The 24,838-nt window shown below is 40.4% G+C and carries 26 protein-coding genes and 1 riboswitch; of the genes, 15 read left to right on the top strand and 11 right to left on the bottom strand.

The genetic code is table 11. From position 1 onward, the window contains the following. Positions 1 to 200 precede the first annotated feature (200 nt). From IE339_RS05255 to ptsP, 10 genes are all read left to right on the top strand, one after another. Positions 201 to 1,241 (top strand): YkvI family membrane protein, encoded by a 1,041-nt coding sequence (locus IE339_RS05255; RefSeq protein ID WP_242174209.1) that lies wholly within the window; start codon positions 201 to 203, stop codon positions 1,239 to 1,241. A 66-nt stretch (positions 1,242 to 1,307) separates the two neighbouring features. After that, positions 1,308 to 1,456, top strand: a riboswitch (FMN riboswitch). Between the two features lie 212 nt (positions 1,457 to 1,668). Further along, on the top strand, positions 1,669 to 2,763 hold the full coding sequence (gene ribD / locus IE339_RS05260; RefSeq protein WP_242174211.1) for a bifunctional diaminohydroxyphosphoribosylaminopyrimidine deaminase/5-amino-6-(5-phosphoribosylamino)uracil reductase RibD: 1,095 nt from the start codon (positions 1,669 to 1,671) through the stop codon (positions 2,761 to 2,763). Next, a complete protein-coding gene (gene ribE / locus IE339_RS05265) occupies positions 2,763 to 3,416 on the top strand; it encodes a riboflavin synthase (RefSeq protein ID WP_242174213.1) in 654 nt (217 codons plus the stop codon). Before ribD ends, ribE begins: the two co-directional genes overlap by 1 nt. Before the next feature lie 16 nt (positions 3,417 to 3,432). Beyond that, entirely contained in the window at positions 3,433 to 4,626 is a 1,194-nt protein-coding gene (locus tag IE339_RS05270; protein WP_242174215.1) for a bifunctional 3,4-dihydroxy-2-butanone-4-phosphate synthase/GTP cyclohydrolase II, read from the top strand. Positions 4,627 to 4,665: 39 nt separating this feature from the next. Further along, the gene (gene ribH / locus IE339_RS05275) at positions 4,666 to 5,136 is read left to right on the top strand and encodes a 6,7-dimethyl-8-ribityllumazine synthase (RefSeq protein ID WP_053399700.1); all 471 of its coding nucleotides are present in this window, start codon (positions 4,666 to 4,668) and stop codon (positions 5,134 to 5,136) included. A gap of 150 nt (positions 5,137 to 5,286) precedes the next feature. Continuing rightward, positions 5,287 to 6,135, top strand: a complete 849-nt coding sequence (locus tag IE339_RS05280) for a hypothetical protein (protein WP_242174217.1) — start codon at positions 5,287 to 5,289, stop codon at positions 6,133 to 6,135. A 99-nt stretch (positions 6,136 to 6,234) separates the two neighbouring features. After that, positions 6,235 to 7,086, top strand: a complete 852-nt coding sequence (gene glcT / locus IE339_RS05285) for a glucose PTS transporter transcription antiterminator GlcT (protein WP_242174219.1) — start codon at positions 6,235 to 6,237, stop codon at positions 7,084 to 7,086. Positions 7,087 to 7,428: 342 nt separating this feature from the next. Then, the gene (ptsG, locus tag IE339_RS05290) at positions 7,429 to 9,483 is read left to right on the top strand and encodes a glucose-specific PTS transporter subunit IIBC (protein WP_242174222.1); all 2,055 of its coding nucleotides are present in this window, start codon (positions 7,429 to 7,431) and stop codon (positions 9,481 to 9,483) included. A gap of 20 nt (positions 9,484 to 9,503) precedes the next feature. After that, entirely contained in the window at positions 9,504 to 9,770 is a 267-nt protein-coding gene (locus tag IE339_RS05295) for a phosphocarrier protein HPr (protein ID WP_053399704.1), read from the top strand. A gap of 2 nt (positions 9,771 to 9,772) precedes the next feature. Then, on the top strand, positions 9,773 to 11,494 hold the full coding sequence (ptsP, locus tag IE339_RS05300) for a phosphoenolpyruvate--protein phosphotransferase (RefSeq protein ID WP_242174225.1): 1,722 nt from the start codon (positions 9,773 to 9,775) through the stop codon (positions 11,492 to 11,494). 32 nt (positions 11,495 to 11,526) lie between these two features. On the opposite strand, the gene IE339_RS05305 is transcribed toward ptsP, so the two are convergent. The 3 genes from IE339_RS05305 to IE339_RS05315 all read right to left on the bottom strand — a co-directional run bounded on the left by IE339_RS05305 (position 11,527) and on the right by IE339_RS05315 (position 13,736). Next, positions 11,527 to 12,213, bottom strand: coding sequence for an LrgB family protein (locus tag IE339_RS05305; protein ID WP_242174227.1), 687 nt, complete (start codon positions 12,211 to 12,213; stop codon positions 11,527 to 11,529). Next, positions 12,210 to 12,581 carry a CidA/LrgA family protein gene (locus IE339_RS05310; protein WP_242174229.1) on the bottom strand — a complete coding sequence of 124 codons (372 nt, stop codon included), beginning with the start codon at positions 12,579 to 12,581 and terminating at the stop codon, positions 12,210 to 12,212. Before IE339_RS05310 ends, IE339_RS05305 begins: the two co-directional genes overlap by 4 nt. Before the next feature lie 279 nt (positions 12,582 to 12,860). Continuing rightward, positions 12,861 to 13,736: a LysR family transcriptional regulator gene (locus IE339_RS05315; protein ID WP_053399708.1), complete on the bottom strand. Its 876-nt coding sequence runs from the start codon at positions 13,734 to 13,736 to the stop codon at positions 12,861 to 12,863. A gap of 190 nt (positions 13,737 to 13,926) precedes the next feature. Here IE339_RS05315 and IE339_RS05320 point away from each other — a divergent pair, with 190 nt between their 5' ends. Further along, complete coding sequence (locus IE339_RS05320) at positions 13,927 to 14,700, top strand: peptide ABC transporter permease (RefSeq protein ID WP_242174231.1); 774 nt, start codon at positions 13,927 to 13,929, stop codon at positions 14,698 to 14,700. 38 nt (positions 14,701 to 14,738) lie between these two features. Here the strand turns inward: IE339_RS05320 and IE339_RS05325 are convergent, their stop codons facing one another. Together IE339_RS05325 and IE339_RS05330 are read right to left on the bottom strand one after the other, a co-directional pair. After that, positions 14,739 to 15,401: a GNAT family N-acetyltransferase gene (locus IE339_RS05325; protein WP_242174233.1), complete on the bottom strand. Its 663-nt coding sequence runs from the start codon at positions 15,399 to 15,401 to the stop codon at positions 14,739 to 14,741. Between the two features lie 105 nt (positions 15,402 to 15,506). Continuing rightward, positions 15,507 to 16,118 carry a nitroreductase family protein gene (locus tag IE339_RS05330; RefSeq protein WP_242174235.1) on the bottom strand — a complete coding sequence of 204 codons (612 nt, stop codon included), beginning with the start codon at positions 16,116 to 16,118 and terminating at the stop codon, positions 15,507 to 15,509. Between the two features lie 369 nt (positions 16,119 to 16,487). Between IE339_RS05330 and IE339_RS05335 the strand changes: the two genes are divergently transcribed. Beyond that, entirely contained in the window at positions 16,488 to 17,357 is an 870-nt protein-coding gene (locus IE339_RS05335; RefSeq protein ID WP_242174237.1) for an NAD(P)-dependent oxidoreductase, read from the top strand. A 29-nt stretch (positions 17,358 to 17,386) separates the two neighbouring features. Here the strand turns inward: IE339_RS05335 and IE339_RS05340 are convergent, their stop codons facing one another. Next, a complete protein-coding gene (locus IE339_RS05340; protein ID WP_242174239.1) occupies positions 17,387 to 18,553 on the bottom strand; it encodes an aminotransferase A in 1,167 nt (388 codons plus the stop codon). Between the two features lie 111 nt (positions 18,554 to 18,664). Continuing rightward, entirely contained in the window at positions 18,665 to 18,886 is a 222-nt protein-coding gene (locus tag IE339_RS05345; RefSeq protein ID WP_242174241.1) for an IDEAL domain-containing protein, read from the bottom strand. 164 nt (positions 18,887 to 19,050) lie between these two features. On the opposite strand from IE339_RS05345, the gene corA reads away from it, so the two are divergent. After that, entirely contained in the window at positions 19,051 to 20,022 is a 972-nt protein-coding gene (gene corA, locus IE339_RS05350) for a magnesium/cobalt transporter CorA (RefSeq protein ID WP_242174243.1), read from the top strand. A gap of 41 nt (positions 20,023 to 20,063) precedes the next feature. Here corA and IE339_RS05355 read toward each other — a convergent pair whose 3' ends face one another. After that, positions 20,064 to 20,258: a hypothetical protein gene (locus IE339_RS05355; RefSeq protein WP_242174245.1), complete on the bottom strand. Its 195-nt coding sequence runs from the start codon at positions 20,256 to 20,258 to the stop codon at positions 20,064 to 20,066. A 276-nt stretch (positions 20,259 to 20,534) separates the two neighbouring features. Between IE339_RS05355 and IE339_RS05360 the strand changes: the two genes are divergently transcribed. Together IE339_RS05360 and IE339_RS05365 are read left to right on the top strand one after the other, a co-directional pair. Then, entirely contained in the window at positions 20,535 to 21,863 is a 1,329-nt protein-coding gene (locus tag IE339_RS05360) for an MFS transporter (RefSeq protein ID WP_242174247.1), read from the top strand. A gap of 95 nt (positions 21,864 to 21,958) precedes the next feature. Then, positions 21,959 to 22,864 carry a chemotaxis protein gene (locus IE339_RS05365; protein ID WP_242174249.1) on the top strand — a complete coding sequence of 302 codons (906 nt, stop codon included), beginning with the start codon at positions 21,959 to 21,961 and terminating at the stop codon, positions 22,862 to 22,864. Between the two features lie 98 nt (positions 22,865 to 22,962). Here IE339_RS05365 and IE339_RS05370 read toward each other — a convergent pair whose 3' ends face one another. From IE339_RS05370 to IE339_RS24790, 3 genes are all read right to left on the bottom strand, one after another. Then, positions 22,963 to 23,430: a YkyB family protein gene (locus tag IE339_RS05370; RefSeq protein ID WP_083446379.1), complete on the bottom strand. Its 468-nt coding sequence runs from the start codon at positions 23,428 to 23,430 to the stop codon at positions 22,963 to 22,965. Between the two features lie 188 nt (positions 23,431 to 23,618). Continuing rightward, a complete protein-coding gene (locus IE339_RS05375) occupies positions 23,619 to 24,137 on the bottom strand; it encodes a L,D-transpeptidase family protein (RefSeq protein ID WP_242174251.1) in 519 nt (172 codons plus the stop codon). Between the two features lie 197 nt (positions 24,138 to 24,334). Further along, positions 24,335 to 24,772, bottom strand: a complete 438-nt coding sequence (locus tag IE339_RS24790) for a hypothetical protein (RefSeq protein ID WP_431522780.1) — start codon at positions 24,770 to 24,772, stop codon at positions 24,335 to 24,337. Positions 24,773 to 24,838: the final 66 nt, after the last annotated feature.

Genomic DNA, 24,838 nt, shown 5'->3' on the forward strand with positions numbered 1-24,838 from the left:
AACGAATAACCCTAGGTCTCTTTTGACCTAGGGTTATTTTCGTGTCACGAAGCAGGCCATTCACCTTTCAAAGCGACTGTACTTTTTTTAGCAAGACCCCTCCTCGGTGCCATAATTTCTATTTTTCATCGTATTCGGCGTATTTTATTGGACGTGCTCATATAGTGTAAAAAGGGGCTGCATGGATGGAGGGGAAAAGCTTGAATAGAAAGTGGAAGCTTACGCTGCAGGTAGCAGCTACATATATCGGAACGGTAGTAGGAGCTGGGTTTGCGACTGGAAAAGAGATTGTCCAATTTTTTACCCAATACGGGGTGCTTGGCATGCTCGGAATTTTAGTGAGTGGTCTTCTTTTTATATGGTTGGGTGCAAGAATGATGCTCATTGCACAAGATATTGGAGCATCGTCTTATCAAGAACTTAACGATCACCTATTCGGTAAAACGATTGGAAAAGGTATTAACTTTTTTATGGTGTTGGTTTTAATCGGAATGACGTCTATTATGCTTGCTAGTACAGGTGCAATTGCGAAAGAACACCTCGGCATATGGCCACAGGCCGGAATGGTGATCACAATGCTCGCGGTATATGCGCTGATTTTAAAAGGTGTAAAAGGACTCTTGCTCGTTAATTCACTTGTCGTTCCTACAATGCTAACATTTTCTCTTATTGTAATTTGGCCGTACCTTCGCGAATTTACGATGTTCAAGCAAGAGATGTTTGAAAGTGCGAGTCATACGCGCTGGTTTGTGAGCGCTATTTTATATGCGGCTTTTAACTTAGCTGGAGCACAGGCGGCGCTCGTCCCTCTTAGCACAGAAATTAAAGACAAGAGTGTCGTGAAGTGGGGAGCTGTGCTCGGAGGAATTGGACTCACATTCATGATGCTCACCGCTCATTTTGCGATTTCCCATTTTCCTCATGCATTTCAGGCGGAGATTCCGATGGGGCAGGTGGTGAAATCATCGAGCGTGTGGCTAGGATGGTTATTTCTAATCGTCGTTTACGGCGAGATTTTCACTACGCTCATTGCGAACGTTTTTGGTATGGCACGACAGGCGAAAGGGGTACTTCGAATTTCTGAGAAACAGTGCGTAGGTTTTGTGCTTATTCTTTGTTTTGTGATTGGACAAATCGGCTACGGACGCCTTCTAAGCGTACTCTATCCGATCTTCGGATACGTGGGATTAGGTTTTTTAATCATGCTTGCTTTTCATAAAAATAAAATAATAAGCAAATGATTATGACAAAAGGATGTTTCTTTGCTATACTGATTACAACATGAAGTAATAAAACAACTTTATAACGTTATCCTTCGGGGTCGGGTGAAAGTCCCAACCGGCGGTGATGAGATTCGTAATCTCTAAGCCCGTGACCCGTTTTTGTGTTTTACATTAACGGTGGATCTAGTTAAAATCTAGAGCCGACAGTATAGTCTGGATGGGAGAAGGATCAGAGCGCAGCGAAATGTCGTACCAGCAGGCAATTTTCTAATAGAGAAAATGTTTCTTTGGTATACGCTTTTTACCTATGCTTTTTCTAGCGGAGGTAGAAGGTTTATTTAGCTGTAGTTGATAGTACATATCTATCGATACACTGATATAGTCTCCACAACCCCTTAGGTTTTCTAAGGGGTTTTTTATATTCACCAAAGAGGAGGCAGTCACTTTGAGTAACCAGCAGTTTATGAAACTTGCCATCGAGATGGCTCGAACGACGCTCGGTCAGACGTCCCCTAATCCTGTTGTAGGAGCTGTAGTTGTTCAAGATGGGCAAGTAGTGGGCATGGGTGCACATTTAAAAGCAGGTCAACCACATGCTGAAGTATACGCATTAGAGATGGCGGGAGAAAAGGCAGAGGATGCAACGCTTTATGTAACGCTTGAACCTTGTGCGCATCATGGTAAAACGCCTCCTTGCGCCGATCTTGTCATTCATCGTGGCATCAAGAAAGTATTTATTGCTTCTACAGATCCAAATCCACTTGTCGCTGGTAAAGGGATTAAGCGGATGAAGGACGCTGGAATTGAGGTAGAGGTCGGTTTGCTGAAGGAAGAAGCTGATGAGTTAAATCAGGTGTTTTTTCACTATGTCTCAACAGGTCTTCCGTACGTGACCCTTAAAACAGCCACAAGCCTTGATGGGAAAACCGCTACGGTCACACGAGAAAGTAAGTGGATTACGGGGGAAGAAGCGCGTGCCGACGTTCACCAGTTGCGTCACACTCATGATGGTATCTTGGTTGGTGTGGACACCGTTTTAATCGATAACCCTAGTTTAACGACCCGTTTACAAGGAGAAGGGAAAAATCCTATTCGAATTATTTTAGATACGCACTTACGCACGCCTCTAGATGCTAGTGTGGTGACTGATCACAAAGCACCTACGTGGATTATTAGCGGAAAAGATGCGGATGCTAAAAAGATTCAGGAACTGGAAAAGCAAGGAGTTCTTCTGCTACAACTACCGTCAGATGAGCTAGATCTTTCTTCAGTGCTGTCGTTGCTCGGAGAAAGAGGGATTACATCGATTCTTGTTGAAGGTGGTGCAACCGTACACGGAAGCTTTTTGAAAAGCAGACTCTTTCACCAGGTGATTGTCTATATAGCCCCAAAGCTGATCGGTGGAAAAGAAGCCCCTACTTCATTTAATGGTGAAGGGTTTCAATCAATGAGCGAGGTCGAACAGCTCGAATTTAAAAGTGTCGAAATGTTCGGACAAGACATTAAAATCGTAGCAGTACCGAAAGAGAGTGACAGCTAATGTTTACAGGGATTATTGAAGAAATAGGGACAATTGATCGCATTCAAACAGGAAAAGAGGCGATTACCTTTGGGATTAAAGCGAAGCATGTTTTAGCGGATGTCCACTTAGGCGATAGCATTTCTGTTAATGGAGTGTGTTTAACGGTTACAGACTTCACACGAGATCGGTTTTCGGTTGATGTGATGCCAGAAACCATTAAAGCAACTACGCTACAGCACCTCAAACAAGGATCGTCAGTCAATTTAGAACGAGCCATGGCGGCAAATGGTCGATTTGGTGGTCATTTCGTCAGTGGTCATGTGGACGGAACGGGCGTTATTCGTAATAAAACCGCTAGAGGAAATGCCATTTATTATGAGATCGCCACCTCTACAGAGCTAATTGATACGATGATTTTAAAAGGTTCAGTTGCGGTTGATGGGACAAGTTTAACGATTTTTGGATTAGAAAAAGATTCCTTTACGATTTCCCTTATACCGCATACGACAGATCACACCGTTCTTGGACCAAAGGGAAAAGGTGAGATCGTAAACGTAGAATGCGACATGTTGGGGAAATATATAAAAAAAATGATGCAGCCAAAAGAAGAACAACCAAAATCCACATCTACAATGCAGAACCTGTTAAGAGACAGTGGATTTATGAACTAGAAAGCAGGTGACCCGTATGTTTCATACAGTTGAAGAAGCAATTGAAGATTTAAAAATGGGGAAACCCGTCATTGTGTGTGATGACGAAGATCGCGAAAATGAGGGAGATTTTATTGCGCTTGCTGAAAAGGCCACCCCTGAGGTAGTGAATTTTATGGCGACGCATGGACGAGGACTCATTTGTACCCCTATTTCAGAAGAATTAGCAGATCGTTTAGATCTAAAGCCGATGGTGGACAACAACACAGATATGCACGGAACGGCTTTTACGATCAGTATCGATTATAAAACAACGACAACAGGAATTAGTGCATTTGAACGTTCGACGACAATTCAAGCACTTCTAAATGCAGAGGCAAAGGCCGCTGATTTTCGTAAACCTGGTCATGTATTTCCGCTAATTGCAAAAAAAGGCGGGGTTCTTCGCCGTGCAGGGCATACTGAAGCGGCAATTGATTTAGCAAAGCTTGCCGGTGGACAGGAAGCAGGCGTCATTTGCGAAATCATGAATGAAGACGGAACGATGGCTCGTGTTCCAGACCTTGTAGCCATTGCAGAAGCACATCAGTTAAAAATGATTACGATCAAAGATTTAATTGAGTATCGCCGTCAGCATGAAAAGCTTGTTCATCGTGAAGTGGAAATTAATTTACCAACGACATTCGGCGAATTTCGAACGTTTGGTTACACAAGTACATTAGATGGCCAAGAGCATGTAGCCCTTGTGAAAGGTGATATTACACCAGATGAGCCGGTTCTTGTCCGCGTTCATTCTGAATGCTTGACAGGTGATGTATTTGGCTCTCACCGATGTGACTGTGGGCCACAGCTGCACGCGGCTCTAATGCAAATCGAAAAAGAGGGAAAAGGCATTTTATTGTACATGAGACAAGAAGGACGAGGCATCGGCTTAATTAACAAGCTAAAAGCCTACAAGCTTCAAGAAGAGGGCTATGATACGGTTGAAGCGAACGAAAAACTTGGGTTTGGTGCGGACCTTCGTGATTACGGAGTAGGGGCACAAATCTTAAAAGATCTAGGCGTAACCAAAATGCGTCTATTAACGAACAACCCGCGTAAAATTACTGGCTTAAAAGGTCACGGTTTAGAGGTTGTGGAGCGTGTGGCAATTCAGATGCCTGTCTTAAAGGATAATGAGCGCTATTTACACACAAAGGTTGAGAAGCTCGGTCATTTATTAAAACTATAGTAGACAATTAATTATTACAGTTGAGAGGGAGTTTTGAACATGGGAACATTATTTGAAGGAAATTTAGTAGGCAGTGGGTTAAAAGTAGCAATCGTAGTAGGCCGTTTTAATGAATTTATTACAAGCAAATTGCTAGGCGGCGCACAGGATGCCTTAAAGCGTCACGGAGTAGAAGAAGAAAATGTGGATGTTGCGTGGGTGCCAGGGGCATTTGAAATTCCACTAGTAGCTAAAAAATTAGCAGAAACGAAGAAATACGATGCGGTCATTACGCTAGGAACGGTCATTCGAGGAGCAACACCACATTTTGATTACGTATGTAATGAAGTGGCAAAAGGGGTATCATCGCTTACGTTACAAACAGGTATTCCAATTATTTTTGGTGTTCTGACAACAGAAAATATTGAACAGGCCATTGAACGTGCAGGGACTAAAGCTGGTAATAAAGGTTGGGAAGCGGCAGCAGCAGCGATTGAAATGGCGAATCTAACACGTGTGATCGAAGGATAATATAGCAAATGTGCCTTCCTCTTACGAAGAGGAAGGCGTTTTTTATATATTCCTACTATAAAGAGGGGAGCGGAAGTTTTTATTTCGAGGCGAATAAAATTTAAAGATCCTCTCATCCTAAGGTTATGACACTGTTCGTGAGGAGACGGAATGATGCCTCGAGTAGGGCCTTTTATTATATTAGTATTAGTGAGCAGCATCGTCTTTTTTTATGTGCTGTACAAAAAACGAGATGTTAAGTTGCTTTATTTGTTCGGATTCATGATCGGACTTGCATATGCGCTAGAATATGTAATTTTTGTGCTATTAGATAGTTATCACTACGATCCGGGAATAAGGAGTAGCCGTTTTATTGATGGCATGTTTGGGTCCATTGCTTCGCAAGCTTTTGCTTTTCCAGTAGCGGCCATTACGGTCGTCGCTTATGAGTGGAGGCTCAAGCAATATGTTTGGGTAGCCGTCTTTTTTATGGGGATAGAAGAACTTTTCCTCGCGTTGCACATTTACGAGCATGAATGGTGGAAAACCATTTACACGGGTATTTTAATGACGATCGGCTTTGCAATCGCGAAAATATGGTATTACTGGATGAAAACACGCTACTCCACCTTTTTACACTTTGCCACTCTTTATTTTTTGATGATCGCGATTAATTGTAGTATTATGTTTGTCGTTTCCACCATTCTACACCTGTATTACTATCAAATCGGCTTTTTTTCTGACCCAAATCGGGATCATATTAATATGAATACGATTTATGTAGTCGTAATGACGTGGATGTATGTGTGGATCATTGTGAAGAGAAAGTCATATCTATGGCAAATTGCCGTCATCATTTTGATGTTTATCATCGATACCCTGCTTTTGCATGCTGGTATTTTACACTCTGGTCGCCCATTTATAAGACTAACGTTCCTTATTATGAACGTGTTAGATCTTTGGCTAATCGCTTTTTTAAATGGAAAGCTGTTGCAACATAGTTTTCAGAGAGTACGGTAACAAGGGCATAAACAGGTAATTAATTTTCGTTGACGTGCTGTTGATAGATTGGGTAAGATGAAAGAATGAAATCGTATGAAATAGGGGAGTTGGGGATTCGTGAAAGAGTCCTTTTTTGTAGAAAAGGCTTTAAATAATAACGTGTTAATTGCTTCACATTCACAGTATAAAGAAGTTGTCCTTATCGGGAAAGGCATTGCTTTTGGAAAGAAAAAAGGCGATGAGATTTCGACTGAAGCAGTAGAGAAGATGTTTTTGCTGCAAGATGAAGCAGAACAAGAACAGTACAAGCAAATTTTAGCTCACGTAGATGAAACGTTTATTGAAGTAATGAATGATATTATGACGCATATTGGAAAAAGCGTTCAGGCGCCGTTAAATGAGCACATCCATGTGGCATTAACGGATCATATTGCTTTCGCTTTAAAACGAATTCAGCAAGGGATTCAAATTAGCAATCCGTTTTTAATTGAAACGAAAACGCTGTATGCGAAAGAATATGCAATTGCCGAAGATGTTATTGACATAATTCATCAAAAACTAGGGGTTAAGCTCCCTGAAGGGGAAGTAGCGTTCATCGCGCTTCATATTCATAGCGCAGTTACACGTAAAAATTTATCAGAAGTGAACCAACATTCGCAGCTCATTCACCAAATTATTCGTGTGATTGAAGATTCCCTCAAGATTGAGATCGATCGTGAATCGATTTATTATATGCGCCTTATTCGCCACTTGCACTTTGCGATTGATCGTGTGAAAAAAGGGGAAAAGGTGGAAGAATCCGTTCGGCTCGCTGATATTTTACGAAATGAATATCCGATGCACTACAGCCTGGCCTGGAAGGTTATTAAGGTTATGCAACAGTCTTTAAAAGTGCCGGTATACGACGCAGAAGCCGTGTATTTAACGATGCACCTACAGCGCTTAACAGCGAAGGAAGAGTCTGAATAATAGCACATTAACTCGCTGTATAATGGAAATGTTTCTATAAAGTGGAATGAAAACCTTTGCTTTGTGAACTTTTTTCGACATTTTTCGCAAAAAAGCGTTGACACCCCTTTCAAAACTTGCTATGATTCAATTGTCTTTCTAATAGAATATTAAATCAGATCATTTCTACGTGTTACTGATTCGATCAGGCATGAGTAGAGAGGTTAGTTGAATGTTATCACGGGATACTGGAGATAGTATATTTTGATAACGTTTTATTTCCTCTTTACTCATGCTTTTTTATATACTTTGTAATCGTTAACATGAAGAGATGGTCGTTCAAGGGAAAAGGAGGTTTCTCATATGTTTAAGAAGTTTTTCGGTGTTTTACAGAAAATCGGGAAAGCGCTTATGCTTCCAGTAGCGATTCTTCCAGCAGCAGGTTTGCTTTTAGCGTTTGGTACAGCATTCCAAAATCCTGATTTACTTACACATCTTCCGGCATTAAAAGCTCACTGGTTCCAAGTAGTAGCGAGTGTAATGTCTGATTCCGGTAACATTATTTTCAGTAACTTACCGTTACTATTCGCAGTAGGGGTAGCAGTTGGTTTAGCAGGCGGTGATGGAGTTGCCGGTCTTGCAGCAATTATCGGTTACTTAATCATGAATGTAACGATGAGCACAATGTTACAAGGTCTAGGTACATTAACACCTAAAATGATTGAGAAAATTTCTACGCTTCCAGCGTATGCGAATGTTCTTGGTATCCCGACGCTTCAAACAGGGGTGTTCGGTGGTATTATCGTCGGGGTTATCGCAGCCTCTATGTATAACCGCTTCTTTAAAATTGAATTACCACCGTACTTAGGGTTCTTCGCAGGTAAACGTTTCGTACCAATCGTGACAGCGCTTGCGTCTTTAATCTTAGGTATCGCAATGATTTTCGTATGGCCAGTTGTACAAAATGGTTTAAATGCATTCTCAAACGTTATGTTAAATGCAAATCCTGGTTTATCAGCGTTCGTGTTTGGTTTAATTGAACGTTCACTAATTCCATTTGGTCTTCACCACATTTTCTACTCACCGTTCTGGTTTGAGTTTGGTGAATACACAAGTAAAGCAGGTAACTTAATCCGTGGGGATCAGCACATCTTCATGCAGCAGCTTCGTGACGGTGTACCATTTACAGCAGGTACTTTCATGACTGGTAAATATCCGTTCATGATGTTCGGATTACCGGCAGCAGCATTAGCGATCTATCATGAAGCACGTCCAGAAAATAAAAAATATGTTGCAGGAATCATGGGTTCCGCTGCATTAACATCTTTCTTAACGGGTATTACAGAACCACTTGAGTTCTCATTCTTATTCGTAGCACCAGTATTATTCGCAATTCACGCTGTTTTCGCTGGTTTATCATTCATGACAATGGCACTATTAAATGTCAAAATCGGGATGACGTTCTCTGGTGGTTTAATTGACTACATCCTATTCGGTATCTTCCCGAACCGTACTGCATGGTGGTTAGTTATCCCAGTAGGTCTTGTATTAGCAGTTATTTACTACTTCGGTTTCCGTTTCGCGATCCGCAAGTTTAACCTTAAAACTCCAGGTCGTGAAGACAAAACTGAAGAAGATAAAGCACAAGCTGGTACAGCAGAAGAATTACCAAAAAATATTTTAGAAGCACTTGGTGGACAAGAAAACATCACTCACTTAGATGCTTGTATCACACGTCTTCGTGTTTCTGTAAATGACGCGAAAAACGTTGATAAAAACCGCTTGAAAAACCTAGGAGCTTCTGGAGTTCTAGAAGTAGGGAATAACATTCAAGCAATCTTTGGTCCACGTTCTGATACATTAAAAGGACAAATCAAAGATATTATGGAAGGCCGCACGCCAGTAGTTGCAAAAGAAGAGAAAACTGTGCAAAATGAAGGAGTAGCACTAAACAGCACAAACGGTGATGAAATCTTTTCACCTATCAAAGGGGAAATCGTTCCATTATCTGAAGTGCCTGACCAAGTGTTCTCACAAAAATTAATGGGTGACGGTTTCGCTATCATCCCATCAGAAGGCACAGTAGTTGCGCCAGTCGATGGAAAAATAGTAAACTTATTCCCGACGAAGCATGCTTTAGGGATTGAATCAACAGATGGACGAGAAATCTTAATCCATTTCGGTATTGATACAGTAAACTTAAAAGGTGAAGGCTTTGAAACACTTGTATCACAAGGTGACGAAGTGATGAAAGGTCAACCGCTATTAAAAGTTGACTTGGATTATGTGAAAGCAAATGCACCATCTGTGATTACACCTATTATCTTCACTAACTTAGGTGCTGATGAGAAACTCAACATCTTAAAGCAAGGTTCTGTTGAACAAGGTGAAGAAAACATTCTTACTATTACAAAGTGATCAAAGGAGATTGATTAAAAATGGCAGAAAAAACATTTAAAGTAACAAGTGAATCAGGAATCCACGCACGTCCAGCAACAACTTTGGTACAAGCAGCAAGCAAATTTGATTCTGATGTAAACTTAGAATTCAACGGGAAAACAGTTAACTTAAAATCAATCATGGGTGTTATGTCTTTAGGCATCCAACAAGGCGCTACAATCCGTGTAACAGCTGAAGGTTCTGATGAAGTTGAAGCAATCGCTGCAATCGAAGAAACAATGAAAAAAGAAGGTTTAGGCGAGTAATAATGACTAAAAACATCAAAGGCATTGCCGCTTCTAGCGGCATTGCCATTGCTAAAGCATTTCGCCTAGAAAATCCAGTACTAACCGTTGAAAAAACATCAGTAGCGGATGTTAATCAAGAAGTTTCTCGTTTTGACCAAGCTGTTTCCAAAGCAAAATCAGAATTAGAAGTAATTCAAGAGCACGCACGAAAAGAACTAGGACAGGATAAAGCAGATATTTTTGCTGCTCACCTTCTAGTTTTAAGTGATCCTGAACTGATCAATCCAATTAAAGATAAAATCACATCTGAAAGCGTAAACGCAGAATCTGCATTAGACGAAGTGTCTGGTATGTTCATCACTATGTTTGAGTCTATGGACAATGAATATATGAAAGAACGTGCAGCAGATATCCGTGACGTAACGAAACGTGTATTATCTCATTTATTGGGCGTAACGATTTCAAACCCTAGTCTTATTTCAGAAGAGGTAGTTGTGATTGCAGAAGACTTAACGCCTTCTGATACAGCACAATTAAATCGTAAATTTGTAAAAGGGTTTACAACTGATATTGGTGGACGTACGTCTCACTCAGCAATCATGGCTCGTTCAATGGAAATTCCAGCGGTTGTTGGAACGAAAACGGTTATGGCTGACATCCAAAACGGTGATCTTGTCATCGTTGATGGGTTAGATGGAGATGTTATTGTTAACCCAACGGAAGACGTTGTGAAATCATACGAAGATAAAAAAGCTGCGTATGAAGTTCAAAAAGCGGAGTGGGCGAAGCTTGTAAACGAACGTACAGTTTCAGCAGATGACCACCACGTAGAACTTGCTGCTAATATCGGTACACCTGAAGATGTAAAAGGTGTATTAGAAAACGGCGGAGAAGCAGTTGGCTTATACCGCACAGAATTCTTATACATGGGCCGCGATACGCTTCCAACGGAAGATGAGCAGTTCGATGCGTATAAGACAGTTCTTGAGCGTATGGAAGGAAAACCGGTTGTTGTTCGTACACTAGATATTGGTGGAGACAAAGAGCTTCCGTACTTAGATCTTCCAAAAGAAATGAACCCATTCCTAGGCTTCCGTGCAATTCGCCTATGCCTAGAAATGCAAGATATGTTCCGTACACAGCTTCGTGCGTTATTACGTGCTAGCAGCTACGGTAACTTAAAAGTAATGTTCCCGATGATCGCAACAGTCGACGAGTTCCGTCAGGCAAAAGCGATTTTACTAGAAGAAAAAGCAAAACTTCAAGAGCAAGGTGTAACAGTATCTGAAAACATTGAAGTAGGGATGATGGTTGAAATTCCATCTTCTGCAGTGATGGCAGATCAGTTTGCAAAAGAAGTGGACTTCTTCTCAATCGGAACAAATGACTTAATTCAATACACAATGGCTGCGGATCGTATGAATGAGCGCGTATCTTATTTATACCAACCGTACAACCCAGCAATCCTTCGTTTAGTGCATATGGTTATTCTAGCTGCACATAAAGAAGGCAAATGGGTTGGCATGTGTGGAGAGATGGCTGGAGACGAAATCGCAATTCCAATTCTACTTGGTCTTGGACTAGATGAGTTCTCTATGAGCGCATCATCTATTCTAAAAGCACGTTCTCAAATCCGTCATCTATCTAAAGGTGAAATTGAGCAACATGTTGACAAAATTCTTGCAATGTCTACAACAACTGAAGTAGTAGACTACGTAAAAGCTACGTTCCACATTGGATAACAAAAAAAGACGATCTTTTGATCGTCTTTTTTTTATAGTATGTGAAATAAGAGAGGAATAAAGGTTTGCGATAAAATAATGGTTATGATGGCTGTACTGATCATCGCAAGGCTTGAGAAGGTACCTTCTAGCTGTCCAAACTCAAAGGCCTTTGCTGTTCCCGTTCCGTGTGCTGCAACGCCCATAAGCAGTCCTTTTGCAATCGAGGAGCGAAGCGCTAAAAAGCGGATTAAAATCGGTCCAATGGTGGCACCGGCAATACCTGTTAAGATGACGAATAAAACAGTTACGCTCGGATCACCGCCAAGCGTTTTCGAAACATCCATTGCGATAGGGGTCGTAATCGAACGCGGGACAATGCTGTGAACGAGGAAATCCTGTAGATGAAATAAAATGGCAAGTAAAAGCGATGAACATACGGCAATTACTGTTCCTGCGGTTACGCTCAAAATAATTTCCATTCGATATTTCTTCAACAGATGAAACGACTTATACATAGGGATCGCGAATGCTACCGTTGCGGGCCCGAGCAATAAATTAATAATGGAAACGTTATTCTTGTAGGAGTCATATGAAATATGGGTTCCTTTCAAAATAAACATAATCACCAATGGTGTGAGAATGATGGGTGAAAAAACAATCCATTTGAAGCGGACGTATAGTCGTTTAGCCATCACATAAATAATAAGTGTAAGCACAATGGCTAGTAGTGAAATCATGTTGTACTATCTCCCTTACGTTTGAAAATCAATTCGGCTATCATTCCTGTACTCGCCATAACAAGCGCTGTACTAATGAGGATAATCAAGAGAATTTGCCAGCCGTAGTTTTTTAATACATCGGTATAATTCATTAAACCAACTGTTGCTGGAATAAAGAAAAGCAATAGCTCAGCAACAAGCAAATTACCACCTTTTTCAATCCATTTTAACTTGATGACTTTTGTTTGCAGTAAGATCAGCAGTAAAAAGAGACCAACGACGCTTCCGGGAACAGGTAGATGAAGCCAGCGAACGAACTCTTGACCAACCATAAAAATTCCGGTTAGTAAAATGATTTGAAAAAATAATGTGAATAACGTTTTCAAGTTTTCACCGCCTTTTCATAAAAGTAAATATGTTGAGAAAAAGATTATTGGAATGGTTGACTAGCATTGGTCCCCACCGTCTAAGCATCGTGCTTCTATTAAATAGAGTCGTCTTTAAAAGACGACTCAAAAGTGGGAAAAGAGAAACTTTTGGATTATGCAAATGGGGTTGCATATCAACAAGTAATAACCTGTTACATACATAAGTGTAGCGCAGGCTCTTCTATTGGTAAAATATATAAATGTTATTCATCCTATTCGCTAAAGTTATGAAAAGGCTTAAATAACGGATTTAATATGCTCAATAAAGGCGTTTGTTGCAAATGAGACGTAGCGATCCTTTCGAATGATAATCGCAAGGTCCCAAGGAATAGAGTTTTCTAAATCCACTACCTGAATTTGATCACGATCAAGCTTCTGACAGATTGACTGTGGAAACAATGCGATCCCCATGCTTGCTGCTACCATTTCCGCAATAAAGTCCCACTGTGTACTTTGATAAGCGATTGTAGGCTTAAATCCTGCCTGTACACATTCTCGATAAATCATTTCATGCATGGAAAAGTCTTCATGAAATAAAATAAACGATTCGTCCTTTAGCTCATGAAAGGCGATTTTTTTATGCTGTGCAAGATGGTGATCCTTTGGTAGTGCGACCTGTAATTTTTCTCGCGCAAACGGGATCGTTCGAAATAACTCCTCATTAACAGGTAAGAGTACAACACCGATATCTACTTCTCCTTCCTCTACAATCCTCTCCATTCGTTTGGCACCAAATTCAATCATCCGAATCGAAATATCTGGATATGTTTGTCGAAATGATTTCATAATGTGCGGGAAAAACAACGATCCTATAATAGGGGGAATGCCGATCTTGATTCGTCCTTTTTGAATATGCATGAGATCATAGAGAGAATTTGATAAGTCTCTTAGTGATGATAAAACGTTCTCTGCCTGATGATAGACGATGTCTCCAGCATCGGTTAATTGAATGCGTCGAGCCGAACGGTCAATTAAAGTAACGCCTAATTCATCTTCTAATACTTTTACCATTTTACTTAAGGATGGCTGCGAAACGTGCAGAACGTCTGCCGCCTTCGTAAAGCTTTTTTGACGAGCCACTTCTGTGAAATATTGCAACTGTCGAATATCCATCGAATCGCTCCTTTCAGTTGAGTTTATTGTATGTTAAAGTAAGTATATCCATTATATTTGTGAACAAGTGAACAAATCAATATTTCAGATTTGTTCCACTTTTTTAGTTTCTCTTTTGTTAAGAAAGGACTATAATAGATTCATTGGACAGACATTCGTATGTGATTGACAGAAAAGGTGGTTAGTAAGGTTGAGTAAAGTAGATACGCTGCGAGACATTGTTTACATAAACGGAAATTTGCATGAGCAATATTTCATTACACACGGAATTGAATTTCGCGAATTTTTTCATTCGATCCCTACTCCGTTAGCAAATGTCCTGCTTCTTAAACATGGTTATGAGGAAAGTGACTATGATTTTGGCGTTCATTTAGATTATGTAGAAAATGAACAGCTTCCTCGCTTAGTAGAAGAAGATGTTAGTAAGTACGGTGATTTTTGCTGGGTTGATTTTGATGAACCATCATCTTTTGAACTATTGCACGATGAGGACTTGGCTGCATTACTTTACTTAGGGCACTATAAAAAACCACTACGTACAGCATTTAGTCACAAGTTAAATAACCAATTCGTTTATTTGAGCAGTGAAGACGGATGGTTTAATAAAACGTACTATCGAAATATTTATGATATGAATCACATTGTGAGTCGTGTGATTCCGATGAAGCTGTCTGTGACAAAGCAGTCTCGCTTCACTTTTTTAAAAAAGAAATTGGAGTATCCGCCGGTCCCACTCGTACTAGTAAACACGTTGCTTACGCTTGCGAATGATGGACTAGTAGTGGATTTGAAGCAAGTACAGCAGACACGAAAAGATATTCAAATTCCGATTTTTACGATCGGTAAATATATTGACATGGAAGAAATGCTGCATGATCTTGAAGAATCGTCTCATAAAGGAAGCTTTCAAGCTACGCTTGTGCTAAATAAGAAAGATCTAGAATGGGAACTGATTGAAATGTAAAAGGAGGAGCCGACTGTAAAAAGTGGGCCCCTCCTTTTTTATGTGGATAAAAATGGATTTTTCCATTCCATTAACACAGCATGATGAAGCGATTCTTCGTCTTCAATGTAGTGGGGAACAATTCCTACAGGGGTGCGTCCACAGCGCATTAGAAAGGTAATGACCGGATCGGCAATACGCCCTGATCGAATGCCATCTAAGTATTGCTCAGGAGATAATTCATGTTGATATCGGTGATAGTGAGGTATTCGTCCGCCTCCTAGGAGCCGATCTATTTTCAACTGGACAACGACTTCATACATAGACGACATAAGCAGTTTTCCAATGCCTAGCTTGCGATATGCTGGTGATACGCAAATGTCGACAATATACAGGGTTTGGCCACTGTTGGTGTGATTAGTAATAAAACCATCCGAGGTAATTTCTGACCAGGTGTGAGGGTGATCATCAGTTTTCACACGTAGACCTGTAATCGATCCACAAATTGTGCCGTCTATTTCGGCACATAATGCGCCTTCTGGGAAGCGAGTGACGTGTTCGTGTAACTGTTCCTCTGACCACCATAATTCTGACGGAAAAGGGGGAGGAAAGGCTTCTTGTTGAACACGAATGAGAGATGAGAAATCTGAGGGTGTATAATTCCGAATGATAGCTATACGAGGTGTTTTTTGATCAAATACGTAGCATTTTTTCTGATACATCACAGGACCTGCCTTTCGTGATTTGATAACACTATTATAAAGGATTCTCCCACAGGTGAGTGATTTTTAGCCCATAAAAAAAGCTCCCTAAAGGAGCTTTTTGAATTAGATCCAAGTTGTTACTTGATCTAATGGCAAACGATCGCTAGCATGCGCTTCTTTTGCTGCTGTTCCAACAGAAAGTAGCATAACGGGAACAAAACGATCTTCAACTTTAAACTCTTCAACGAATTTTTGAGCGTTGAATCCACCCATTGCACATGTGTCAAAACCTTTTGCTTTCGCAGCGTGCATAAGCGTCATAGCAGCTAGAGAAGAATTGCTGTATGCTGCATCGCGAGCAAATACGCCGTTTTGGTATGCGCCGTTAATTTGACCAGCAAGGATGTCTTTAACTTCGCTTGTCATGTGTCCTGCTTCTACAAGTGGATTGTATACGTCGTCTACGTTTTTGTTTGCTTCTAAATCACCTAATACAGCGATTACAGCACCAGAATCAACGACTTGACGTTGGTTATAAGCGATTGGAAGAAGACGCTCTAAAGCGTTAGAATCTGTAATGACCATGAAGTGCCAGTGTTGTAGGTTCCACGCAGATGGAGACTTCACAGTTGCTTCTAAAATTTCTGTTAAATCTTGTTTGCTCGGTTTTTTAGATGGATCATATTCACGAATAGATGTACGAGAGCTTACGACTTCGAAAAAATCTTTTGACATAAAAATTCCCTCCAAATTATATGGTAAAAAAATACAATTGATTACATTAAATCACTTCATTACTTTTTGTAAGTAAATGATACATGCAAATTTTAATAAACGTTTCTAAGGATGTCAAGGAATAATGCTCAGAAGGTAACAAGCATTCACTAACTCTTTTCCTACCCTAAAACGTTATCGTAAAAAACGGATTAACTAGTGGAGATCAAAACAAAAGTCAAAGAGTAGACGCTTTGCTTATTTTGTGTTGCTTCTATTCTTCTATACAGAGGAATGAAAGCATTTTAGGGGATAGTTCTTTTTAAAACGGTAGTCATCAGGTAAGATAAAGAAAAGCATGTTTTTCATACATGCAGAGGAGGCAGAAATATGACAGGCAAACAAACGGTTGGATTTATCGGCACGGGGGTAATGGGGAAAAGCATGGCGTCTCATTTAATGAATGCAGGACATGACGTACATGTATACACAAGAACAAAAGAAAAGGCAGTAGAATTAATTGAGAGCGGTGCGGTGTGGTGCGAAACGCCGAAAGAAGTGGCACAAAGTAGTGACGTCATTATTACAATGGTTGGTTATCCATCAGATGTAGAAGAAATATACTTAGGTGAAAATGGATTACTCGCTCATGCCAAAAAGGGTACATATTTTATTGATATGACAACGTCTAAACCGTCTCTTGCGGTTCAAATTCATGAAAAAGCAAATGAACAAGGCATGTATTCATTAGATGCACCTGTTTCCGGAGGAGACGTAGGCGCAAGAGAAGCAACGCTTACGATTATGGTAGGAGGAGACGAGGAGGCATTCCAAGCGTGCAAACCGATTTTGGAGTTGCTCGGCAGTAACGTCATTTTACAAGGTGATGCAGGGGCAGGTCAGCATACGAAAATGTGCAATCAAATTGCGATCGCCTCTAATATGATGGGAGTAAGTGAAGCAATCGTTTATGCTGAAAAAGCAGGGTTAAATCCTGAATCTGTTCTGAAGTCTATTTCATCTGGGGCAGCAGGAAGCTGGTCACTTAGCAATTTAGCTCCTCGTATGATTAAAGGGGATTTTGAGCCAGGCTTTTACATTAAACATTTCATTAAAGACATGGGAATTGCTTTAGAAGAGGCAGAAGCCATGAACATGAACGTTCCAGGTCTACAGCAGGCTAAAAAACTATATGATTCGCTTGCATCACGAGGCAAGGGAGACAAAGGTACGCAAGCATTGTATGAGTTATATAAATAAGAAAAGACGAGCGAATGCTCGTCTTTTGTTCATGGTAAAAGGTTTTTCGTTTTTAAAAAGCGTTCTATACGATCCAACGCTTCCTTTAGTAGTTCCATCGAGTAAGCGTAAGATAAGCGTACATATCCTTCACCGAGCGCTGAAAATGCGCTACCTGGTACTAGTGCAACACCCGCTTCTTTTACGAGCATAAGTGCAAAATCGAACGAAGAGAGGTTAAATTTACGGATGGATGGAAAGATATAAAACGCTCCCGTAGGTTTTTCAACCTCAAAGCCCATTTTAACAAGGCGGTCATACACATAATTCATGCGCTCCATGTACGCCTCTTTCATATAAAGAGGATCTTCTTGGCCATTCGTTAACGCCTCTAATGCAGCCGCTTGAGAAACAGATGACGCACAGCTTACATTGTACTGATGAACCTTTAAGATATGCTGTGATAAATAAGAGGGCGCAAATAATAGACCAATACGCCATCCTGTCATTGAATGAGACTTGGATAAGCCATTAATGACAATCGTTTTCTCTCTCATAGATGGAATCGTGGCGATGGATGTATGAGTGCCGTTAAATACAAGCTCGCTATAGATTTCATCTGATAGAACAAATATATCTCGATCTTCTAATAGCGCCGCAATATCGTGAAGCTCTTCGCTTGAGAGCGTCACGCCCGTCGGATTTGATGGGTATGGTAACACGATACAGCGCGTTTCCTCTGTTAAATAAGGCTCAATTAAGTCAGCTGTCAGGCGAAATCCATTTTCCGTTGTGTCAACATGAATAGGGGTCGCTCCTGCTAGACGTATAAGCGGCTCATATCCAGGATATACAGGTCCTGGTAAAATGACTTCAGATCCTTCATCCAGAATGGTTCGAAAAGCAATGTCAATCGCTTGGCTTGCTCCAACTGTCACAATAACTTCATTTTCTGGATTGTATGTAAGGTTGTATTTTTGTTGAATAAACTGAGACGCTGCTTTTCGCAGTTCAATCGTTCCAGCATTATGTGTATAAGAAGTTAGGTTTTGATCAATGGCCTGTTTTCCTGCTTCTTTTACATGATCTGGCGTTAAAAAATCAGGCTGTCCGATTGTTAATGATAAGACATCCTCATATTGAGAGACCATATTAAAAAAGGTACGAATGCCTGAGATTTGTAGCTGTTTCACTCGGTTATTCACTAAATGTTCCATTAGCAGTCATCCTTCCGTTGCAATATCCCACTTATTGTACCACAACCGTTTGCATGCAAAAGAAAAAATGTGTCCCCGCTTCGGATACTCGTTCCAAAACGGGGACACATCTTACGCTTCTTCTAATTTTTTATACTCGTTTGTTAATCGAATGAACGTTTCTTTATCGCCTTTATCTAATGCGTCATCAATTAAAAAGGTTAGGCGTTCCTTATTGAAAACGTAGCTTAAATGATCTAGTAAATCGTTCGCTGTTTTTTGGTATTGAATCTCTCTTTGTGTATATAAATCCTTTCGGGAAAAGTCATTCGCGTTTTTTCTGTAGTAGCTCATGACTATGTACCTCCTTCAAATTAGAATGTCTTCCGAATCATCTTGTTAGTTATTTACCCATATATATGACGATTAACCGCAATGTGTTAAAATTTTAGGTGTTTGAAAAAAATGAAAAAAGGGTACACACGAAAGATACATAACGAAGATTTAAAGGAGCAGATATGATTAGAACATGTGCGTTAACAACAGCTGGTGTAATTAAATACGATCTATCACTTCGTTCCTTGAAAAAGCCTGACATTGTTTGGTACTGGGTAGATTTTGATCAGCCGTCTAACGAGGAATCTCAGCTTTTAAGTAAACATTTCCGCTTTCATCCGTTAGCCATTGAGGACTGTTTAGAATTTGTACAGCGTCCTAAAATGGATTTTTTTGATAAGTATGTGTTTATTGTGATGCACTATTTGAATCAAAAAACGCTATCACCGGAAGAGGTAGATGTGTTCGTTGGCAGCAACTACATCGTTACCTTTCATAAAAAGTCGGTTCGGGGACTAAACAATACGTGGGCACGTGTTCGAAAGGATACAGCCCTTCAGCAAGGTCCCATGACGATCCTGCATGCGGTAATGGATCAGCTAGTAGATGACTATTTTCCGCCCATCTACCGAATTGAAGACCGGTTAAACGAAATTGAGGAAGATACGGACTCTGATTCATCCGTATCAGATATTATGGATGAAGTATTTGATATTCGAAGTGATTTGTCTAAGATGCGTCGAACGGTTTTGCCGATGCGTGATTTGCTTTATCGAATTCTAAATTCAGAGCGCATTGCGCACGTAAACGATCAGAAAATCTATTTTCAAGATATTTATGATCATCTCTTGAAAATCACGGAGCTTATTGAAGCGAATCGAGAGTTTACTTCGGATATTCGAGATAACTATATTTCGATCAACTCGGATCGAATGAACTCAATTATGATGACTCTTACGGTAATTACAACGATCTTTATGCCACTATCTTTTATAGCTGGGCTTTATGGAATGAACTTTACAAATATGCCTGAGCTACGCGGTCACTACAATTACTTTATTGTGCTCGCCGTGATGGTTCTTATCTCCATCGGAATGACGCTTTGGTTTAAGAAGAAGGGGTGGTTCCGTTTTAGCAAGCGATCAAAGCTATAAAAAAAGGTCACGCACACAGCGTGACCTTTTCCTTTGTTTCTTTATTCCATATCGATTTGGCCTTCTCGCCAGTAAACAGGCGATACGTAGCCTAAATCAATTTCGCGCTCATCAAGTGTAATAAAGCAGTGTTCAGCTGCTTCTTGTTGTTTAATCTTGTCATAAATAGGTTTTTCTACTCCCTCTAAAATCTTCATTTCGTGGTCTTCAGAGAATAGAATAACAGAGCCTTTCATGAAAATATCCACCTTCTATATATGTTTTATTTTAATTCACCTCGTAGTATATGAGTTTTTTTCCACTTCGTCTAGACGTATGAATCCCTCTTTAAAAATATAAATTCCCTTGATTCCTTGAAAGCATAATATTGGTTTCGTTTTCATGAAAAGAAGAAAAAACTTGTTAAGATGAAGATCGTTATTCGTAAAATTTTTCATAATTATTTGTAAATAAACAGGTTTTTGCTTTTGCGAATGGAAATCAAATAGAAGAAAGAAAAGGAGGTTATGCATATGAGTAAGCTCGAAAAGAACATGCTCCCGTCTAAGAAAAAGTTCATTACGTTACCTGTTTATCTCACACTTCCAATTGTTTCATGGGCACTCTATGATTTTGCAAATACAATTTTCTCTTCCAATATTTCTACGATTTTTTTCCCTTTTTATCTAGAGGAAACGGTCGGTAGCAGTGAGGCGATGAAGCAGCTAGCGAGTACGTTCATTTCGTATGCCAATGCGTTAGCTAGCGTATTTTTAGTGATTTTCTCACCGCTATACGGGACGATGATTGACCGCACGAAGCGAAAGAAAAAGCCGCTTGTTTATTTTGCACTAGGATCGATTATTTGTACGTTCGGAATGGGAGTAGCAGCATATCAGAAGCAGTGGGATCATGCGACAACGTTACCGCTCTCGTTAATACTCGTCGTTATTTTGTTTGTGTTGGCGAAATTTTTCTTTCAATCAAGTCTCGTGTTCTATGACAGCATGATGCCAGATTTAGGTTCAAAGGAACAAATGCCTCTCATCTCAGGTTTTGGAGTAGCGATCGGGTATTTTGGCACGCTCGTAGGATTGAGCGTTTACTTCTTTGTCGGAGATCATGATTTTCACCGTGCGTTTATTCCGACGGCCATTTTATATCTTCTTTTTTCGTTGCCGATTATATTTTTGGTAAAGGAACCCCCTCAACATGTCGATGTAAAAGAGAAGCAATCTTTTTTTAGCGGTTATAAAGAGATTTATCAAACATTTCAAGAAATGCGCGCTTTTCGTTCTATTTTTTTATTTATGATTACGTATTTCTTTATTAACGATGCGATTGCTACTGCGATTGCGATGATGGCCGTCTATGCAAAAGCCGTTATAGGATTTACAACGAGTGGCTTTATTCTTTTGTATTTAATCTCAACGGTCGCAAGTATTATTGGGGCTTTTGTATTCGGGTATGTGGTCAAAAAATTCACTTCTCGACATGCGGTTACAATGGTTGGTGTCATTTTGGTAGTCGCCCTCATTTTCGCCGTTACCGCAAACGGTGTCCCGATGTTCTGGGTGGCAGGATCGTTATTTGGCGTTTCGTTAGGATCTATGTGGGTTGCTACGAGAACATTTATTATCGAGTTATCACCTGAAAATAAAAGAGGACAGTTCTTTGGTTTGTTTGCTTTTTCAGGAAAGCTGTCAGCGATTGTAGGTCCATTGCTATATGGAACCATCACATGGGCATTAAAAGACTACGGGGCGCTTGCAAGTCGAATTGCCTTAGCATCTCTACTGCTACTTGCAGGGATTGGATTGTGGGTGCATTTAAAGACGAGGTACGAAACCGTCCAAAAATAAGAAAATGGAGGGAGGTTTGCACAATTATTCTATGAAATTAATACTAGTAACTATATAATTAATATACAAACTTTAACATGGAAGGGCGAAATTGGATGTACAAAGACACAGGGATTTTACTAGAAAGCGGTACAAATGAAATTGAGATTGTGGAGTTTGGAGTTCGGCATATTCGTTTTGGCATTAACGTGATTAAAGTGAGAGAAATTATTAATCCTGTAACGATTAATCCGGTTCCGAATTCGCATCCGTATGTGGAAGGAATCATTGAGCTCCGCGGTGAGGTTTTACCAATCGTTGATATTGCGAAGGCCCTCAAACTTCCGCCATCTGATACGCCTGAGAAGGATAAGTTTATTGTGACAGAGTTCAATCAGCAAAAAATTGTGTTTCATGTTCATAATGTGACAAAAATCCATCGCTTGTCATGGAAGCAAATCGAAAAGCCTTCGGATTTATATCAAGGTCTTGAAACACAAATTACAGGAGTCGTTAAAATGGAACAAGAGCTGATCTTGTTGCTTGATTTTGAAAAACTCATTACGGATGTTAATCCCGATTTTGGAATCGACGTGAGCTCCGTCAAAAAGCTTGGTGAACGAAAGCGTTCCAATAAGCGAATTGTGATTGCAGAAGATTCACCCTTATTGCGTCGTTTAATTGGCGATACGTTAGAAGAAGCGGGCTACGTCATTACGGAGTTTTTCGAAAACGGTCAAGATGCGCTGGCTTATTTAGAATCCATTGTGGCAGGCAACAAGGCGATTGAAGATCAAGTACAGCTTGTGATTACCGACATCGAAATGCCCCAAATGGACGGCCATCATTTGACGAAACGTATTAAGGAAAACGATAAGCTATCGATTTTACCGGTCATTGTTTTTTCTTCCCTTATTACAGAGGATCTCCAACATAAGGGACAAATGGTTGGAGCGAGTGCGCAGGTTAGTAAGCCTGAAATCAAGCGCCTTATTGAGCAAATTGACGCGCTAATTTTATAAAAGTACACAAAAACGCCTCATACTATTTGTATGAGGCGTTTATTAAACGTACAAAGCTCCTCTAGCTCAGCCCTTATTAGTGACACAATGGTAGAAAGTTAAAAATAGCTTTTTCCCAGAGGTTTAAAGATGGGAGCGGTTTTACGACGTGTATTCATAGAAGATTGAGGAGGCGTTAATGAGTAGTTGGTATATTGTGAAAGCAAGCGCTTTGCGGTTGAAAGCGACATCGTTGTTTTAGGGTTTCGATAGTTCATATCCAACTCTCCAAGATGTGACAGCGTTTGGAAGTCTTCCTTTTTAGGGGGAATATGAAAGTAATAGTTACCGACAGCCACTAAAACATCTGATTTTTGCTGGCTTTTCCCAGGGTTTTTCGAAAAGTGCAGTCCTTCCTTTTTTGCTTTTCCTTCCGAAATCAATTTTTCGAGTGCAAGCTTCTTAAGGGTGTACAGCATTTTAGGATCTGGAGCCGCCTTTGCATGACGATTTACAGTGAAAATAGCTTGAGCAAGATCATCAACCTTCATATGTGCTGGTTTTGATTGATCTGTATGATGAGGCATGGTGTTCCTCCTTTGATAAACTTTCTATTTATTATATCCTTTCTTGTCCAAATTGCAAACATTGAGTTTGGGACAACTGTAAGTAAAAGAGGAGCCGTTTATTTCCTTTTAGAGGAGGCTTTTTAGATAATAAAGAATTGCTCGCCTATAAGCCAGCGAGCAGTATTTTGCAGGAATGAGGAAGGGCGTTATTTGTGTGGAAGAATATAGACACCAGTTCCATTCGGAACGAGCGATGAAAGCTCGAGAACATCTTTGTTATACATGCGTATACATCCCATAGAAACCGCTTTTCCGATGGAAGAAGGATTATTGGTCCCATGAATACCGTAGTGATATTTCGAGAGACTCAGCCACATCTCACCAAATGGACCACCAGGATCAGGTTGCCTGTTTACAATCACATAATTTCCAGGTGGAGTCGAGCTCAACATTTTTCCAACGGCAATCGGATAGCTTTTCATCAGTTTCCCATCATGAATAAGCAACAGTCGCTTTTCCTTTAAATAAACGTAAATGGAATAGGGGATGCTTTCCTTCGGCGGAAGTCCAGGAATATAAATTGGCTGCCCCACTACAATTCTGTCAGGGTTTACAGTTGGATTTGCACTCAAGAGCATGTCATAAGGAATGCGATAATCCAGTGAGATTGAATAAAGCGTTTCACCAGATTTTACGATATGGTACACTTGAACACCTCTTTTCATCGATCACCAAGAGTACTTTTGGTGATACTAAAAATCGTTCACATGATCTATCTTATGGAAAAGAACTCATTTCAAGAATAACAAAATGATTTTATAACGGAGGACAAGATAAGTCCTTTTTCAAACGTGGTGCTCATATGTAATTTAATCGTAGAAAAGAGAATGGACGTCTTTTAGACGTCCTATTTGTGGTGAAGCTATTTAGATGGCTGCATCGGTTGCATGGATTGCATCGGTTGCATTGGCTGCATCGTCGGGGACGAATAATACGTATTGTAAACAGGAGCTCCTCCCGTAGAAGGAGACGCAGGAATAGCCATTTGGGAAGGGAAGTTCCCGATTCCAGCGTTAATATTTCCAGTTGGATAGCCACCAAAACCTCCAGGAATACCTGCTCCTCCAGGGTATCCGCCGAAAGCGCCTGGATAGCCTCCGTAAGGAACAGGATACGGAGGAGGGAACGGAGGGCAACAGCCTGGGTACGGAGGACGAGCAATCGCGCCAACTGTCAGCCCACCTAGAAGACCGCCAGCTAATCCAGCAACTAATGGAAGTCCGAAGAAAAAACGTTCATCTTCCGAAGCAATTGAACGGTAAGGATCATATGCGGGATAGGGAATATATGAATAATACATGTACAAACCTCCTTATGCTTTGTCTTAATAGTGTATGGAAGGTGGAAGAGGATTGAGCCTGCCCTA

It is taken from the genome of Priestia koreensis, assembly GCF_022646885.1.
Taxonomy (GTDB): domain Bacteria; phylum Bacillota; class Bacilli; order Bacillales; family Bacillaceae_H; genus Bacillus_AG; species Bacillus_AG koreensis_A.